This is a genomic window from Rhodococcus sp. WMMA185, from assembly GCF_001767395.1.
Lineage (GTDB): Bacteria > Actinomycetota > Actinomycetes > Mycobacteriales > Mycobacteriaceae > Rhodococcus_F.
Genome location: NZ_CP017014.1, coordinates 2293753 through 2310811, shown reverse-complemented (window position 1 = coordinate 2310811; position 17059 = coordinate 2293753). Strand labels below are relative to the sequence as shown.

The following is a 17059-nucleotide window of genomic DNA, read 5'->3' as shown; positions in this document are numbered from 1 at the left end:
TGGGTAGGCCTCGGGAATCGGGACGATAGGCTGGGCGTCGAAAAATGCACGTTATTCCATGCATCTATTACCCAGATGGAGAGCACCCGAGTGGCACCGAAGTCCAAAGTCGAAACCGTCGTCAATCTCGCCAAGCGTCGTGGCCTGGTCTACCCGTGCGGTGAGATCTACGGAGGCACGAAATCGGCCTGGGACTACGGCCCCCTGGGTGTCGAACTCAAGGAGAACATCAAGAAGCAGTGGTGGCGGAACATGGTCACCAGCCGTGACGATGTCGTTGGCCTCGACTCGTCGGTGATCCTGCCCCGTGAGGTGTGGGTCGCGTCCGGCCACGTCGGCGTGTTCAACGACCCGCTGGTCGAGTGCCTGAACTGTCACAAGCGTCACCGCCAGGATCACATGCAGGAGGCGTACGCGGACAAGAAGGGCCTGGACAACCCTGACGAGGTCGCCATGGACGTCGTGCCCTGCCCCGACTGCGGCACCGTCGGTCGGTGGACCGAGCCCCGCGACTTCAACATGATGCTCAAGACGTATCTCGGCCCGGTCGAGAGCGAAGAGGGCCTGCACTACCTGCGGCCGGAGACAGCGCAGGGCATCTTCGTGAATTTCGCGAACGTGCTCACCACGTCGCGGAAGAAGCCCCCGTTCGGCATCGGCCAGATCGGCAAGAGCTTCCGCAACGAGATCACGCCCGGCAACTTCATCTTCCGCACCCGCGAATTCGAGCAGATGGAGATGGAGTTCTTCGTCAAGCCCGGCGACGACGAGGAATGGCACCAGTACTGGATCGACTACCGCATGGACTGGTACACGGGTCTGGGCATCAACAAGGACAACCTGCGCCTGTACGAGCACGCCAAAGACAAGCTGTCGCACTACTCCAAGCGCACAGTGGACATCGAGTACCGCTTCCACTTCCAGGGCGGGGAGTGGGGCGAGCTCGAGGGCGTGGCCAACCGCACCGACTTCGACCTGGCGACGCACTCGAAGCACTCGGGTACTGAACTGAACTATTACGACCAGGCCACCGGCGAGCGGTACACGCCGTTTGTCATCGAGCCGGCAGCCGGACTCACCCGCTCGCTGATGGCGTTCCTCGTCGATGCCTACACCGAGGACGAAGCGCCCAACGCGAAGGGTGGCGTCGACAAGCGCACCGTACTGCGTCTCGACCGTCGTCTCGCCCCGGTCAAGGCTGCCGTGCTGCCTTTGTCACGCAACGCCGACCTCACGCCTAAGGCCAAGGACCTTGCCGCGACGCTCCGCCAGCACTGGAACGTCGAGTTCGACGACGCCGGTGCGATCGGCCGTCGTTACCGTCGTCAGGACGAGATCGGCACACCGTTCTGCATCACCGTGGACTTCGACACCCTTGACGATCATGCGGTGACGGTGCGTGAGCGCGACTCGATGGCCCAGGATCGAGTAGCCCTCGACCAGGTCGAGAGCTACCTCGCTCAGCGCCTGATCGGTTCCTGATCGGTAGTCGAGGTACCTTTTCCGGGCGGTTCCGGCCGGACGTCAGAAGCGGCCACCACCGCTGATCCGGCCGGAGCTGCTCGGTCCACCGAACGACCGCGGGACGCCGCCGAAGCCGCCACCGCCCGAGCCTCGGCTTCCCCAGTTGCCGCCCCCGCTGAACCCACCGCGCAAGATGCTGTCGATCACGATGCCGCCGAGGATCATCCCGGCGGCATTGTTGCCTCCGCTTCCAGGTCCGGGGCGCTGGCGAGATTCCCACTGGCTGACGTCGTTGTGAGCAAGTCGCAAGGCGTCGGCGGCCAGGGCCGACGCGGCCTGCGCCTCCTGCAATGCGCGAGAGGGGTCGGTGTCGCGTAACTGCTGTGCGCTCGCGAGGTGACGCCGGGCCTCCGTCAGACGGGTGCGAGCCTCTGCGCCTACCACACCTCGGCGCGTGCCTATGAAGTCCGAAGCCGCCGTGACCTGCGATTGTGCCGCAACAAGGTCCCGTTCGAGGTGCTGCCGAGCCCGCTCGGCTTGCTGATGGGACTCCTGAGCCTCGGCAAGAACGGCATCGAGGTGTGCGTCTGCCTTGACGATCTGAGTGAAGCTCCCGAGCGGGTCGGTGTCCTGGGCGCCCCGGGCCGATGCCAGCGCCGCTTCTGCGGCGGCACGGGCCTCGGCGAGTGTGGCACCGCCCTGCTCGGTGAACTGAGCGGCTGCCGTGATTCCGGCCTCCACATCGGCCATTGCCGCCGGCAGGGTTGCGATCGCGTGACGAATGTCCTCCGCAGCGTGGTCGACTGCGTCTAGCAGACTTCTCGCCTGCTCGAGCGCTCCTTCGGCGGCACGGATCGCCGAGACCGCAGGCCCCTGCTGGCCGGGCGGGAGAGTGATCGCCTCTCGTCCCTCCGCCACGGCCTGCTCCACGAAGTCGAGTCGCTCCTGCGCCATTGTCACGTTGTGGGCGATGGGAGCGATTGCTGTGGAAGGGAATTCGGTCTGCAAGGTGGCGAGAGTCTGCGTGGAGTCGGGTATCCGCACGCTCAATGCGACCATTTGCTGGGTCAGTGCGTCGAGTCGCTCGGGGGCGCCTATCAGCAGATCCCGGAGCCCGTCGAACTCCTCGACTCGTTCGTTGAGTTCGCGGTCCGCGCGACCGCACGAGGAGATGATCTCGACGAGCATCTCTCGTTGCTGCTGCGGCGTCTCGGGAATCGCGTCGTCGAGGCGCTGACGGATGGTGAACGCCGAGGCGAGCGCAGACTGAGCGTTCTCGAATGCCGTCGTGAACGTGGCTATCGACTGCTCGCCGAATTCGCCACGGGCCAGGTCTAGTTCCTCCTGGCTCGAGCGCAACGCGTTGTCGGTCTCGACCAGGACTTCCTTGGCGCGTTCGTCCAGGGTGGGTAGCGGCAGCGCGAAGAGGGCGGCCGTGTCCTCGGGGTCGATGCCTCGTGCGGCCTCGATTCCGGCGAGGGATTGGTCGCGCTTCTTCTTTCGCGAGTACAGGACGACTCCGCCTACACCTACGACCACCACGCCGCCGCCGATCAACAGTGTTTGCACCGACATTCCGCCGCCGGGGACCATGGCGTCGCCGATCCCTTCTGCGGCGGCCATCGCACCTCCCGCCCAGTCCTGCACGCGCAGAGCGGGTTCCACCGCATTCACCCGAATGGACTCGGCCTCCGAGGTGCTGATTTCCGTCAATCCGTCCGGCAGCACGAGCGCGTACGCACGGTCGACCGTCGCGACGGCGAGTAGGGCGTCGCGGTCGCCGAATGCGGATAGTTGCGCAGTCTGGTCGGCCCAGGGCAGGGCCGCGAGTCCACTGAAGTCGGAGACGTACACGACCCACAACCGCACCCGATGCTCGTCGTAGAGTCGGTCGATCGCCGACTGGACATCGGCCTGCTCGGTAGCGTCGAGGGCGCCGACCTCATCCGTGATCTGGCCGGGCAGTCTGAGCGGCGCCTCTGCCCCTGACACCGCGGGCCCGAAGACGATCGTGACGAGAGCCAGAAGGGTGGTGACGGCACCGAGTGTGGCCAAGCGCAAGGCGCCGGCAAACTGCCGTCGCGGGCGGGACGACGGGACCTGCTCGGGAATCGGTGCGGGTGGCATGTAGCAAATCTATCGGGTGTGTCTTCACCAGGGCGCAGTGGCGCCTGCTGGCAGAATCGGGGAGTGAATTCTGCACCGAGCCGTGAACATCACGACCTCCCGGACCGTTCTGGGTTTACGGGGGCCGAGTACTCACGGTCTGGGGCTGCCGGGTCTCGTCGAGGCGGGTTCGTGACCGGACTTGCACGGTGGACCCGTCGGGCAATCGCGGGTGCGGTTCTGATCGCGGTAGTGCTCGTACTGGGTACTGCGTTTCGGGTGTGGCAGGTGGCAAGGATCGACGACCGATCTGCCGCCGATGCGATAGTGGTGCTCGGTGCCGCGCAATACTCGGGAACGCCGTCATCGGTGTTCGAGGCTCGACTCGAACAAGCGTACAAACTATACGAAGAAGGTGTGGCCCCGGAGATCATCACCGTCGGTGGCAAACAGGAGGGCGACGAATACACCGAGGCCGCGTCCGCGAAGAACTATCTGGTCTCACGTGGAGTGCCCGCAGGCAGCATCACCGCCGTCGAGGAGGGGTCCGACACCCTGCTCAGTATCGACGCGGTGGCTGATGCCATGAATGATCAGGGCATTAATTCGGCTGTTCTCGTCAGCGATCCCTGGCACTCGCTGCGGGCTCGGACGATGGCCCGCGACGCCGGCCTCGAGGCATGGACGTCGCCAACTCGGCAAGGACCCGCAGTCTTCACACGCGAATCTCAGTTCCACGGAATCGCACGGGAAACGGGGGCTTTGATCTGGTATCAGCTCACCCACTTCTCGGCCGACTTCCCTTACACGGCGGAGCAGTAGTTACTCGATGAAGGCACACACGACACGTACCGGCGGTGTGTACACCGCACACGACATCGCCCGCAGGGCCCACGAGGCACCGAAGCAGGCCGGGGTGCCCGGCGGCGAGATTGCGCCCGCCCAGCACAGATCGGACTTCTCACGGGATCGTGCGCGCGTTCAACATTCGGCCGCGCTCCGAAGGCTTGCCGACAAGACACAGGTGGTGGGACCCCGCGATGGCGACACCCCCCGTACCCGGTTGACGCATTCCATCGAAGTCGCGCAGATCGGCCGGGGAATCGCGGGCGGCCTCGGCTGCGACCCCGATCTGGTCGACCTCGCGGGGCTCGCCCACGACATCGGTCACCCGCCGTACGGTCACAACGGCGAGAAGGCTCTCGACGAAGTCGCTGAGAACTGCGGTGGCTTCGAAGGCAACGCACAGAACTTGCGGATCCTGTCGAGCCTCGAGCCGAAGGTGCTGCACGCGGACGGAAGCAGTGCCGGGCTCAACCTCACGCGCGCGTCGCTGGACGCCGCGATCAAGTACCCGTGGACCAGACCGCGGCCTGGTGCCAAGTTCGGTGCCTACGCCGACGACGCCGACGTGCTGGACTGGATTCGGGAAGGTGCACCGGAGGGTCGTCAGTGCCTCGAGGCGCAGGTGATGGATTGGGCAGATGACGTCGCCTACTCCGTCCACGACGTCGAGGACGGGGTGATAGACGGGCGGATCGATCTGCGTTCGCTTGCCGACCCGTCAGATCGACGGGCACTCGCCGAGTTCGGTGCGGCGGAGTTCTGGGGGCTCGACGTCGAGGAGCTTGTCGAAGCGGGGCAGCGGTTGAGCCTTCTGCCCGTCGTTGCGCGCGTCGACGGAAGCTACGACGGTGCGCTCGCAAGTTCGGTGGCGCTGAAGAACCTGACCAGCGAATTGGTCGGACGCTTCGCAACCGCGGCGATCGTCGGGACCCGATCTGTCCACGGCGAGAGGCCGCTTACCCGTTATGCCGGAGACCTGGTGATCCCACCGGTCGTCGCAGCGGAGGTAGCGCTACTCAAGACATTCGCACTGAACTACGTGATGTCCGATGCGGGACACCGGGCCAGGCAGGAGCGACAGCGCGACCGCGTGCACCGGGTCGCCGAGTGGCTGCTGGCAACCGCACCCGCCAGTCTCGACCCGCTGCTTGTTCCCGCCTGGCAAACGGCAGTCGACGACGCCGCCCGCGTCCGAGTGGTGGTCGACCAGATCGCCTCCTACACCGAGAGTCGGCTCGAGCGGGTCGACAAGGCCAGCCTCGGCGCCCAGGCCAGTTGGGGGTAGCGAGCGGGCGAACCTGGATCCGACTCGATCACGAGGCGGGCGGACGACTGTTCGCGAGTCGGAAGATTGGGCACGCCCTCAGCGCCTACACTGTCTGCCGTGGCTGGCCGAATTCCTGATCGTGACATTGCAGCCATTCGTGAGCGCACCCGGATCGAGGACATCGTGGGGGAATACGTTTCCCTCAAGCGTGCCGGCGGCGACTCCATGAAGGGGCTGTGCCCCTTTCACGACGAGAAGTCGCCGTCATTCCACGTCCGGCCCAACCACGGGCACTATCACTGCTTCGGCTGTGGTGAGGGTGGAGACGTCTACTCATTCCTCCAGAAGATCGATCACATCAGCTTTGTCGAGGCGGTCGAGCAACTCGCCGATCGGTTGAACTACACCATCTCGTACGAGGGCGGCGGTACCTCGGTGCAGCGAGATCGCGGCACGAGGGCGCGTCTCGTGGCAGCCAACGCGGCTGCTCAGGCCTTCTATGCGGCCCGATTGCAGGAACCTGACGCGCAGGCGGCCCGCGATTACCTGGCCGAGCGCGACTTCGACGCACAGATCGCGCAGCAGTTCGGCTGTGGATACGCGCCCGACGGCTGGGATGTGCTCACCAAGCATCTGCTGGGTATGGGGTTCGATGTCAAGGAACTCGAGGCTGCAGGGCTGTCGAAGCAAGGGCGTCGCGGTCACATAGACCGCTTTCGTCGGCGATTGCTGTGGCCCATACGCAACTTGTCCGGCGACGTCATCGGCTTCGGTGCGCGCAAGTTGTTCGATGACGACACCATGCCGGGCAAGTACGTCAATACACCGGAAACCATGCTGTACAAGAAATCCCAGGTGCTGTTCGGTCTCGATCTCGCGAAGCGGGAGATCGCGAAGGGTCATCAAGCGGTGGTCGTCGAGGGCTACACCGACGTCATGGCGATGCACCAGGCGGGAGTCAAGACCGCTGTCGCCGCATGCGGCACCGCGTTCGGCGACGACCACCTCGTATTGCTCCGGCGCTTGCTGATGGACGACAGCTACTTTCGTGGTGAGATCATCTACACGTTCGACGGTGATGCCGCCGGTCAGGCCGCGGCGATGAAGGCGTTCGAGGGTGACCAGAAGATGGCCGGGCAGACCTTCGTGGCGATTGCGCCGGAGGGCATGGACCCATGTGAACTGCGGCAGAAGTCAGGCGACGCCGCCGTCCGTGATTTGGTGGCACGCCGGACCCCGATGTTCGAGTTCGTGGTCAAGTCGCTGCTCACCGAGCACGACCTCGAGACCGCCGAGGGTCGGGTAGAAGCTCTGCGGCGCACAGTGCCCGTCGTCGCCCAGATCAAAGAGCCGACGCTGCGCGACAGCTATGCCGTCCAGTTGTCCGGTTGGGTCGGATGGGACGACATTCCCGCGGTCCGGCAGCGGGTGCGCGACGAGGCACGCAAGCGCGCATCCACCCGCGGATCCATGCCGGCGCCACCGCGAAAGAAGACGGCCCGAGACGGCGAGGCGGACACCCCGCAGTTGCCGGTCGGGATCTCGCGGCCTCGGCCGAACGATCCGACGCTGTGGGCGCAGCGGGAGGCGCTCAAGGCCGCGTTGCAGTACCCGTCGATCGCGGGAACCGTGTTCGACTCGCTCCCGGTGGAGACCTTCACCCATCCCGCTTACGTCGCAATCCGTCAGTCGATGATCGCCGCCGGAGGTACGAGCGCGGGCCTCGGGGGCGCCGAATGGGTCGACGCAGTCAGCCGGGGCGTCGAGGACGTCACCGCCTCGTCGCTTGTGTCGGAGCTCGCGGTCGAGCCGTTGCCTGCCGAAGAGGACACCGTCCCCCGGTACATCTCCGGTGTCATCGCACGCCTTCAGGAGGTGTGGGTCGGCGAGCAGGTAGCAGAGCTCAAGTCCAAACTGCAGCGGATCTCGCCCGCGGCGGAGTCGGACGAGTTCCACTCCCTACTCGGCGACCTCGTTGCCCTCGAGCAGTATCGGCGTAGCCTGCTCGACCAGGCGATCGGCGACGTCACCCCGTAGTGGGGGCATGTCGGCTCGAGCCCGGCTACTTCTTCTTCAGCTGATCCTGGGGTACGAGGATGGTCGTCTTCTCGTCCAGCGGCTTCATCGGCTCGAGACGGGGCTGCGTATTCAGGGAGTCGGACAGCTTCTGGCGTGAGATCTGCACCACTTTCTTCGTTGCCGGACTGTTGGCCACCGCCTTGGATGCGCGGCTGATCTGTTCGTAGCGCCCGCGCCCCGCTCGCGCGCCCAGCACGTATCCAGCAGCGACACCGATCAACAACCGCATCATTTCCGGCTTCCTCCCGACGCACGACAACCTTCTCCCATCCTGCCTGATGCGTCCACAGGCAGCCGATTTGGTACTGGGGTAGGGCTATGCGCTACAGTTTCACTCGCATCGCCGGGGACGGCGATGCGCAGCAGAATAATCCCCTGTAGCTCAATTGGCAGAGCTTCCGACTGTTAATCGGACGGTTGCTGGTTCGAGTCCAGCCGGGGGAGCAGAATGTTGTAAAAGGTGAACGACCCTTCCGGATGCTGATTCGGAAGGGTCGTTTTCTTTTGGCCTGTCCCTATTGCCCCGGAGTTCGGTAAGCAGCAGGCGCGCGGGTCGAGGATCGGGATTCTCTTCTCGCCGTAATTATGGGTTTACGAAGTCCCAGTCTTGGCAGCCCTCACTGAAGAACACTGTCGCGGTCGGGTCGACTGTGACGTTTCCGTTGTCGAGATCGTCGAAGGCGGTGACGGTGATCGAGACCGCCAGCAATACCGTGGCCGAGAGAATCACCGCTCGGGGCGAGCGGCGCGTTTGCGGTGGCCCCGGACGGGAAGTTCGCCTACGTCACCGACACCGTGAATACGGTGTGGGTGATCGAGGCACGCGGGAAGATACCAGCTGCGGGTCGGGCCCTCGTAGGTGCTGCAAACGGCCGAGGGCGCAGTGCAGATCCCTTGCTGTGCAACGTTTCTGTACCGGCCACGTCGGATCTCGTACGCTCACCCGGCAGCTCGAACAGCGACATAACGAAATCTGATGCGGGTGCACTGTCTGTTCAGTGCATCCACATCAATCAACTAGCAAGCTGGGAGAACGGCTCACTGCGATTCGGTGCGGCCTTGAATTCAGGAATTCGGCGATATGAACCGGAAAGTGGCGGGCCCCGGACGCCTGCAGCCCTGGAGGAGCCCCGGCGACGAACCATGAACGTACACAACGGTGATGACGTATGGAACGCGCTCCACCAGTGAGGGTTCCAGCTAGATCGAGGAGTTGATTGCGACCGAACCAGTCCGCGCATTAGATGTGGTAGCTGAGGTGAATCGGCGCGATTCCCCGTCGAACGGGGTGTACCCCTCCCGCCCGACTACGCGTCAGTGTGGGCGGCGCGGTAACATCGGCACGCCGCAAGAGCGAGTATGTGTGGTGATGGGGCGGTAGCTCAGTCGGTTAGAGCCGTGGACTCATAATCCATTGGTCGCGGGTTCGAGCCCCGCCCGCCCCACGTCAGAGCCCATTTCCGATCATCGGGAGTGGGCCATTCATCGTTTGTGGCGACGGTTCTGTCGAGCAGATCAGCCACGATGGCGTTTGCCGGCCGCGTGTCATGTACTTGTTCGGGCATCCAGACGCAGGAGTTTGCTACCGATCTGCTCACCACTCCGCGGGGCCGCGATCCCGTCCTACGATGATCGCCATGGCAATAACTCCCGATACCAAGAACTGGACCTGGATCCTCGAGCGTGCTTGTCCCGAATGCGGATTCGACTCTGCGGCAACCCGGTACGAAGACATCCCGGCGCTGGCCCGCGCGAACGCCGAAGCGTGGTCGACTGTTCTCACCCGACCGAATATCACCGTCAGACCGGACGAGCAGACCTGGTCGGCCCTCGAGTACGCGGCCCACGTTCGGGACGTGTTCCGCATCTTCGCTGTCCGCCTGCGCCTGATGCTGGACGAGTCGGATCCGGAATTTCCCAACTGGGATCAAGACGAAACTGCAGTGACTGAGCGCTATAGCGAGCAGGATCCGCGCGCGGTGGGTGCCGGACTGCTGGTGGCCGCCGGAGCTGTGGCCGACGCTTTCGAAGCTGTGCCCCCGGATATGCGCGACCGGACCGGGCGTCGAAGTGATGGTGCGTCGTTCACGGTGGAGTCGTTGGCCAAGTATTTCATCCACGATCCGATCCATCATCTCGCCGACGTATCGCGGTAACGGTTGCGGTTTCCACCACGCGATTCGCTAGAACGTGTTCCAATCTAGGCGTTTTGTGTCTATCGTCACTGCATTAGAGGCGCAGGGACAATCGAAGGGTTGGGAGCCACATGAAGACCAAGGGTGCGATCCTGTGGGGCGTGAACGAGCCGTGGTCGGTCGAGGAAATCGAGATCGGCGAACCGGTTGCGGGTGAGGTTCAGATCCGCATGGAAGTCGCCGGAATGTGTCACTCCGACCACCACATCGTCACGGGGGCGACGCCCATGGGGTCTTTCCCGGTGATGGGTGGCCACGAGGGGTCCGGTGTGATCACGAAGGTGGGACCCGAGGTGAAAGACCTCGAGGTCGGCGATCACGTGGTGCTTTCGTTCGTGCCTTCCTGCGGGCGGTGTCCGGCGTGCTCGGCGGGACACCAGAATCTGTGTGACCTCGGTATGGGGTTGCTGAGTGGTTTGGCGATCAGTGACGGCACGTACCGGATTCAGGCGCGCGGTGAGAATGTGGTCCCGATGTGCCTGCTCGGGACGTTCTCGCCGTACATGGTCGTGCACGAGACGTCGGTCGTGAAGATCGACAAGGACATTCCCTTCGAAGTTGCCGCTCTCGTCGGTTGTGGCGTACCCACCGGGTGGGGTTCGGCAACGCGAATGGCCGAGGTGAAACCGGGTGAATCCGTCGTCATCATGGGTATCGGCGGCGTGGGAATGAGTGCACTGCAGGGTGCGGTGGCGTCCGGGGCTCGTCAGATCTTCGCCATCGACCCGGTGCCGTGGAAGCGGGAGCAGGCGCTGAAGTTCGGGGCCACGCACGCCTTCGAGAGTGCCGCGGCAGCAATCGAGCCGATCATGTCCCTCACGAACGGCCTGATGGCCCAGAAATCGATCATCACCGTGGGGGAGATGAAGGGCGAATACGTAGAGGAGGCCTTGCTGCTCACGAGCAAGTTCGGCACCTGCGTCGTCACCGCGATGGGCGCGATGACGGACATGGACGTCAAAATGAACCTGTTCCTCTTCTCTATGCTGCAGAAGGATCTGAAGGGCACGATCTTCGGTGGCGGAAATGCTCGCCTCGACATCCCGAACCTGCTCGCCATGTACAAGTCGGGGCAGTTGAACTTGGACGACATGATCACCCGGACCTACACACTCGAGGGAATCAACGACGGCTACCAGGACATGCTCGACGGCAAGAACCTTCGCGGCGTCATCCGATACAGCGAAGCGGACTGGTGAGGGCTCACCGGAACCAATCGCAGGGTGCCTCTCGTAGTCTGACTTGGTGCAGAGTCTCGATCGGATTGCCCAGTGGCCGGTGGACAACGCTGCGGCGGTGGTCCTGTCTCGTGAGGACGGAGTGGTCGGCGAGTACGGCGACCAGCAACGGATATTTCCGCTGGCGTCGGTGACGAAATTGCTCTGCGCTTACGCCGTCCTGGTGGCAGTAGAAGAGGGCGCCGTCGAACTCGGCCAACCTGCAGGCCCCGAAGGCTCGACTGTGCGTCATCTGCTGGCACATGCCTCCGGGCTGGCATTCGACGCACACCGCGTGCAGACGCCGCCGGAGCGCAAGCGGATCTACTCGAGCGCGGGCTACGAGGTCCTCGCCAGCTTCCTTGCTCGCGAAACGTCGATCGACTTTGCCGACTATCTCGCCGAAGCGGTTTTCGCGCCGCTGTCGATGGACGCGTCGGCGCTCGTCGGTCCGGCCGGCCACGGGGCTCAGGCGTCGGCAACCGATCTGGGAAGATTCGCCGTTGAACTCTTCCGTCCGGCGCTCATATCGCCTGAGACGTTGGCGGAGGCCACGTCTGTGCAATTCCCCGGTCTGGACGGAATCTTGCCTGGATACGGGCCTCAGCGTCCGAACGACTGGGGCCTGGGCTTTGAGATCCGTTCGGGTAAGAGTCCGCACTGGACGGGCCAGGCCAATTCGCCGCGTACGTTCGGCCACTTCGGCCAGTCGGGCACGTTCCTGTGGGTCGATCCGGTTGCCGGCTTGGCGTGCGTCGTGTTGACGGACCGGGCCTTCGGGAACTGGGCAAAGCCCCTGTGGACCGAGTTGAGCGACGGTATCCTCGCGGAACGCCGACGATGATTGCACACTAATTTCGCGAATCACTAGCGCAACACAGGTAACACAAGGCACACTGATCAACCGAGCCCGCTGAACACATCGACTGAGGCCGTTGGGGAAGACGTCCCTCGTCGAAGCAGGAGGCTCGAGTGCACGCTGTGAATCAGTTCGCGGATGCGACGACTGGTGTTGCCTACATCCACTCGTCGCCCGCCGCGTTGTGCCCCCACATCGAGTGGGCGCTGACGTCGACCCTGAACTGCCGAGCCAACCTCAAGTGGACCTCGCAGCCCGCCTCCAACGGCGTCATGCGCGCGACCACCGATTGGGTTGGTCCCGTGGGCACCGCCGCAAGGCTGGTCAACGCCCTCCGTCCCTGGCCGATGTTGCGCTTCGAGGTGACCGAGGACGCCAGTGATGGTGTGGATGGTGAGCGGTACAGCTACGTACCCGGATTGGGCCTCTGGCGCGGATCGACGAGCGCCAATGGCGATGTCGTAGTGGGGGAGATGCGCCTGAAGGCGATGATGCAGGCAGAGGGCGACCTCGCCGTCGATCTCGCGTACGCACTTGGAACTGCCTGGGACGAGGCTCTCGAGCCCTTCCGCAGTGGCGGCGAAGGCGCCGAGGTCACGTGGTTGAGTCGAGACGTGGGCTGATGGTGGGCTCTCGAGTCCCTCACCCTCGCGGGTGGTCATGACCGGAAAACCCGGCCTGGCATTGAACTTCGGGTGAATCGGCACTCTGGTCGACGAGCATTGGTTCCCCCAGTTTGACCCAAGTTGCCGTCCGAAGATACCAAGCAGACGCCTGCACGCGGTTCCCAGCGCATTGCACGAGGAAGGCCCCCGCTGCGGCGGGGGCCTTGTCTACAAACGGTTTTCACATCAGAGCGGGATATTCTTGTGAGCACCGCGGCGAGCGGGTGCTGCTGCGAGAGCGGCAGCGACGACACTGCGAGTCTTTGCCGGGTCGATCTCCTCATCGACCACACCGATGGCGACGGCACGGTCGACGCCACCTGCAATGCTCTCGTGCTCGATGGCCAAACGCTCGTGCAGCGCCTCACGTTCTTCCTCCGGAGCGGCTGCAAGGGCACGCTTGTGCAAGATACCGACGGCAGCCTTGGCGCCCATCACGGCGACCTCGGCGTCGGGCCATGCGTAGACCGCGGTGGCGCCGAGAGCACGAGAGTTCATGGCGATGTAGGCGCCGCCGTAGATCTTTCGCGTCACGACCGTCACGCGGGGAACGGTGGCTTCGGCGAACGCGTGGAGCAGTTTGGCGCCACGGCGTACGACGCCTTCCCATTCCATGCTCACGCCGGGCAGGTATCCGGGGACGTCCACGATTACCACGAGCGGAATCCCGAACGCGTCGCACAGGCGGACGAAGCGAGCCGACTTCTCGGCGCTCTCGGAGTTGAGACAACCCCCGAGCCGGAGCGGATTGTTGGCGATGACGCCGACGGTGCGACCACCGAGTCGTCCGAGACCGGTGACGATACTTCGGGCGTAATTGCCTTGCAGTTCCTCGAAACTCGAGTCGCCTTCGATGTTGTCGAGGAGTTCGTGGACGATCGGACGCACATCGTAGGCGCGCTTGGCTGATTCCGGCATGAGGGCGCGGAGGTCGGTGTCGCCGTGCGCGGCGGCCGACTGGTCGAATTCGCCTTGTTCGCAGAACATCGACACCAGCCGACGTGCGCGGTGCAGCGCGTCGTCCTCGTCATGGGCGGCGATGTGCGCGACGCCCGACTTCTTGCTGTGGGTGTCGGGACCGCCGAGGGACAGCATGTCGACCTGTTCGCCGGTGACGCTGCGGACCACGTCGGGTCCGGTCACGAAGACGCGGGCTTCGGGAGCCATGATGACGATGTCGGTCAGGGCAGGCCCGTAGGCCGCGCCTCCGGCTGCGAAGCCGAGAACGACGGAAATCTGTGGGATGCGGCCGGACGCGCGGACCATGGCCTCGAAGACCATTCCGACGGCGTGCAGGGCCTCGACTCCCTCGGCGAGACGGGCGCCGCCCGAGTGCCACAACCCGACGATGGGGGCGGACTCCTCGAGCGCGGTGTCGATCGCCGTCACGATGTGCTTGCAGCCCTCGACGCCCATCGCGCCGCCCATGACGGTGGCATCGGAACAGTAGGCGATGGTGCGGACTCCGTCGATATTGCCGGCCGCGGCCACCACGCCGGACTTGTCACGCGGGTGGAGAGGGGCGACGGTTCCTGCGTCGAACAGCTTTGCCAAGCGTGCCAGCGGGTCGCGCGGATCGATCGACGAATCGGACTTTGTCGAAGGTGCCAAGATGGTCATCGCGTCCTCCATGTAGCGGGCTGTCGATGGGGTGGAGACCCTGGTGGAAGGGTCTCCACCCACGATCTAGCGCGACCGGGCGTCAGGCCCGGCCGAAGGCGAGCGCGACGTTGTGCCCACCGAAACCAAACGAGTTGTTGATCGCGAAATCGATCTCGCCATAGCGGGCTTGGCCCTTGACGACGTCCAGATCGATTTCTGGATCCTGATTGTCCAGATTCAACGTGGGCGGAATGACTCCGTCACGCAGGCTCAGGACCGTGATTACCGCCTCGAGCGCCCCTACGGCTCCGATCGAATGCCCCAACGCGGACTTCGGTGCATACACCGCTGGGTGGTTGCCGACGGACGCGTTGATGGCGTTGGCCTCCGCTGTGTCGCCGATCGGAGTGGCGGTGGCGTGCGCGTTGATGTGCCCGATGTCCTTCTTCGTCAATCCGGCACTCTCGATGGCCCTCGTCATGGCCCGTGCAGCGCCCGCACCCGACGGGTCGGGCGCGACGATGTGGAAGCCGTCCGAGGTGATACCCGCGCCCAATAGTCGACCGTGAATGGTGGCACCGCGAGCCTTGGCGTGCTCCTCGGTCTCGAGAACCATCATCGCCCCGGCCTCACCGAACACGAAGCCGTCACGATCCCGGTCGAACGGCCGTGACGCGCCTTTCGGATCGTCGTTGCGCGTGCTCAGCGCACGCATCATTGCGAAGCTCGCGATCGGCACGGAGTCGAGGAATCCCTCAACGCCGCCGGCGACGATGATGTCCGCATCACCCATGACGAGCATTCGGTACGCATGGGCGATGGCTTCGGAACCCGAGGAGCAGGCCGAGACCGGGGTGATGACTCCGGCACGAGCTCCGAGGTCGAGACCGACCGTTGCCGAAGGACCGTTGGGCATCACCATCTGGACGGCGAACGGTGAGACCTTCCGGTATCCGCCGGTTTTCATCTTGTCGACGGCATCGATCAGGGCTTCCCCGCCGCCGAGTCCGGTGCCGATCGCGACCGCGAGGCGGTCTTGGTCGACCTCCGGGGTACCGGCGTTCTTCCAAACCTGGCGTCCCAGAACGAGTGCCAGCCGTTCGACGAAACTCATTCGGCGGATCTCGACTCGGGACAGCGACTCGTCGGGGGACACCTTCAGGTGTCCCCCGATCGTCACCGGCAACTCGTTCTTCTCGACGAATGGATCGTGAAGGGTGTCGATGCCACTCTCGCCAGCCAACAAACCCTTCCACGTGCCATCCACGTCACCAGCAATCGACGTCATGGCCGCGAGGCTGGTGACGACGATGTTGGGGAATTGTTTCCCGTTGGGCGAGGCGGAGGTCAAGGTCGGGTCACTCCTCTTCGTTCTTGGCTGCTTCGAACTTGGCTTTGACGGCCTCGGCTTCTTCTCCGCCCTCGGCTTCGAGCTTCTGGATGTAGGACACCGCGTCACCGACGGTGCGCAGTCCGGCCAGATCCTCGTCGGGGATCTTCACTCCGTACTTGTCCTCGGTCTGGACGGCGATCTCGACCATCGAGAGTGAGTCGATGTCGAGGTCATCGACGAAGGACTTTTCGATGGTCACCTCGGACGGCTCAATGCCGGTGACCTCCTCGATGATCTCGGCGAGTCCGGCGATGATGTCTTCCTGGCTGGCGGCCACTGAGTGGCTCCCTTCTTATTCGGTGTAGGTGTATCTGGTGCGGATATAACTGGAGTTGTTGCAGGCACTACCTGGTAGAGGCGCGCCGCAAGCTAGCCGAGCTGTGCCAGTTCGGCCAGTGCGGAGATATCTTCCGGGGTCTGGAGTGCCAGAGTGGGAGTACCGCGCATTTCACGCTTTGCGATACCGACCAGGGTTCCGGCGGGTGGAAGCTCCGCTACTGCGGAGACGCGGGCGTTCCGCAGGCTTGCGGTGCACAAATCCCACCGCACAGGTTGGGTTACCTGCGCGGCCAGCTTAGTCAGTGTCTCGGCGCCGGACGTGACCGACGCGCCGTCCGAGTTCGAGAGCAGGGTGCGAATTGGTTCGTCAGGCGTGATCTTGGAGGCAGCCTTGCTGACGGCGTCCTGGGCGGGAGCCATGAATCGGGTGTGGAACGCGCCCGCGACGGGGAGTGCGCGGACCCGAGCCCGTTCCGGTGGATTGGCTGCCAGTTCCTCGAGTGCCGACAGGCGGCCTGCGGCGACAATCTGCCCGACCGCGTTGCGGTTGGCCGCTTCGAGATCGAGTTCTTCGAGGCGGGCGAGTACGGCGGCTTCGTCGCCTCCGAGAACCGCGGACATGCCGGTTGGTTCCAGCGCACAGGCCTTGGCCATCTCGGCTCCGCGCACGGCAGCGAGGCCGACGGCATCGTCGGTTGACAAGACTCCGGCGACAGCGGCGGCCGCGATTTCACCGACCGAGTGCCCGGCGGCTATGGTGTCTGCCGGGATCAGCCCGCGAGCTTCGAGTTCCTCGAAGGCGAGCAGCGCTGTGGCAACGACCAGAGGCTGAGTCACCGAAGTATCGGTGATCTCCTCGGCGGTCGCGGTAGTGCCAAGCCGGACGAGGTCGAGGCCGGCGGCCTTCGACCACAGTGCGAGACGGTCTTGAGTGCCCGGCAGCTCCAACCACGGGATGAGCATGCCGGGAGTCTGAGAGCCCTGACCCGGGGCAAGCAACGAAATCACTCTTCCAGAGAACACCGTCGAGGGTGTGTCGCAAGATGCTGTTGCGGATGAACCTTTGTGAGCGGATTTGTTGGATTCC

The 17059-nt window shown here is 64.3% G+C and carries 15 protein-coding genes and 2 tRNA genes; 10 read left to right on the top strand and 7 right to left on the bottom strand.

From position 1 onward, the window contains the following. The first annotated feature begins 90 nt into the window (after positions 1-90). Complete coding sequence (locus BFN03_RS10265; protein WP_070380801.1) at positions 91-1482, top strand: glycine--tRNA ligase; 1392 nt, start codon at positions 91-93, stop codon at positions 1480-1482. A 42-nt stretch (positions 1483-1524) separates the two neighbouring features. Here the strand turns inward: BFN03_RS10265 and BFN03_RS10260 are convergent, their stop codons facing one another. After that, complete coding sequence (locus BFN03_RS10260) at positions 1525-3591, bottom strand: TPM domain-containing protein (protein ID WP_070378921.1); 2067 nt, start codon at positions 3589-3591, stop codon at positions 1525-1527. Positions 3592-3654: 63 nt separating this feature from the next. Between BFN03_RS10260 and BFN03_RS10255 the strand changes: the two genes are divergently transcribed. The 3 genes from BFN03_RS10255 (at position 3655) to dnaG (ending at position 7720) form a co-directional block, all read left to right on the top strand. Continuing rightward, the gene (locus BFN03_RS10255; RefSeq protein WP_084385579.1) at positions 3655-4392 is read left to right on the top strand and encodes a YdcF family protein; all 738 of its coding nucleotides are present in this window, start codon (positions 3655-3657) and stop codon (positions 4390-4392) included. Positions 4393-4399: 7 nt separating this feature from the next. Then, entirely contained in the window at positions 4400-5701 is a 1302-nt protein-coding gene (locus tag BFN03_RS10250; RefSeq protein WP_070378919.1) for a deoxyguanosinetriphosphate triphosphohydrolase, read from the top strand. 99 nt (positions 5702-5800) lie between these two features. Next, on the top strand, positions 5801-7720 hold the full coding sequence (gene dnaG / locus BFN03_RS10245) for a DNA primase (protein WP_070378918.1): 1920 nt from the start codon (positions 5801-5803) through the stop codon (positions 7718-7720). Positions 7721-7745: 25 nt separating this feature from the next. Here dnaG and BFN03_RS10240 read toward each other — a convergent pair whose 3' ends face one another. Beyond that, the gene (locus tag BFN03_RS10240; RefSeq protein ID WP_070378917.1) at positions 7746-7994 is read right to left on the bottom strand and encodes a hypothetical protein; all 249 of its coding nucleotides are present in this window, start codon (positions 7992-7994) and stop codon (positions 7746-7748) included. A 139-nt stretch (positions 7995-8133) separates the two neighbouring features. Here BFN03_RS10240 and BFN03_RS10235 point away from each other — a divergent pair. Continuing rightward, positions 8134-8206 (top strand) — tRNA-Asn (locus BFN03_RS10235). 139 nt (positions 8207-8345) lie between these two features. On the opposite strand, the gene BFN03_RS20445 is transcribed toward BFN03_RS10235, so the two are convergent. Continuing rightward, entirely contained in the window at positions 8346-8492 is a 147-nt protein-coding gene (locus BFN03_RS20445; RefSeq protein ID WP_157109595.1) for a hypothetical protein, read from the bottom strand. Positions 8493-9133: 641 nt separating this feature from the next. On the opposite strand from BFN03_RS20445, the gene BFN03_RS10225 reads away from it, so the two are divergent. From BFN03_RS10225 to BFN03_RS10205, 5 genes are all read left to right on the top strand, one after another. Continuing rightward, positions 9134-9207 (top strand) — tRNA-Ile (locus tag BFN03_RS10225). Positions 9208-9399: 192 nt separating this feature from the next. Further along, complete coding sequence (locus tag BFN03_RS10220) at positions 9400-9918, top strand: DinB family protein (RefSeq protein WP_070380800.1); 519 nt, start codon at positions 9400-9402, stop codon at positions 9916-9918. A gap of 110 nt (positions 9919-10028) precedes the next feature. Next, positions 10029-11156 (top strand): NDMA-dependent alcohol dehydrogenase, encoded by a 1128-nt coding sequence (locus tag BFN03_RS10215; RefSeq protein WP_070378915.1) that lies wholly within the window; start codon positions 10029-10031, stop codon positions 11154-11156. Positions 11157-11202: 46 nt separating this feature from the next. Further along, positions 11203-12018, top strand: coding sequence for a serine hydrolase domain-containing protein (locus BFN03_RS10210; protein WP_070378914.1), 816 nt, complete (start codon positions 11203-11205; stop codon positions 12016-12018). 128 nt (positions 12019-12146) lie between these two features. After that, positions 12147-12656, top strand: coding sequence for a DUF3145 domain-containing protein (locus BFN03_RS10205; RefSeq protein ID WP_070378913.1), 510 nt, complete (start codon positions 12147-12149; stop codon positions 12654-12656). A gap of 228 nt (positions 12657-12884) precedes the next feature. Here BFN03_RS10205 and BFN03_RS10200 read toward each other — a convergent pair whose 3' ends face one another. From BFN03_RS10200 to BFN03_RS10185, 4 genes are all read right to left on the bottom strand, one after another. After that, positions 12885-14318, bottom strand: a complete 1434-nt coding sequence (locus BFN03_RS10200) for an acyl-CoA carboxylase subunit beta (RefSeq protein ID WP_070380799.1) — start codon at positions 14316-14318, stop codon at positions 12885-12887. An 82-nt stretch (positions 14319-14400) separates the two neighbouring features. After that, on the bottom strand, positions 14401-15651 hold the full coding sequence (locus tag BFN03_RS10195; RefSeq protein WP_070378912.1) for a KasA/KasB family beta-ketoacyl-ACP synthase: 1251 nt from the start codon (positions 15649-15651) through the stop codon (positions 14401-14403). A 7-nt stretch (positions 15652-15658) separates the two neighbouring features. Then, positions 15659-15970, bottom strand: a complete 312-nt coding sequence (gene acpM, locus BFN03_RS10190) for a meromycolate extension acyl carrier protein AcpM (protein ID WP_070378911.1) — start codon at positions 15968-15970, stop codon at positions 15659-15661. 92 nt (positions 15971-16062) lie between these two features. Then, positions 16063-16980: an ACP S-malonyltransferase gene (locus BFN03_RS10185; protein WP_070378910.1), complete on the bottom strand. Its 918-nt coding sequence runs from the start codon at positions 16978-16980 to the stop codon at positions 16063-16065. Between the last annotated feature and the right edge of the window lie 79 nt (positions 16981-17059).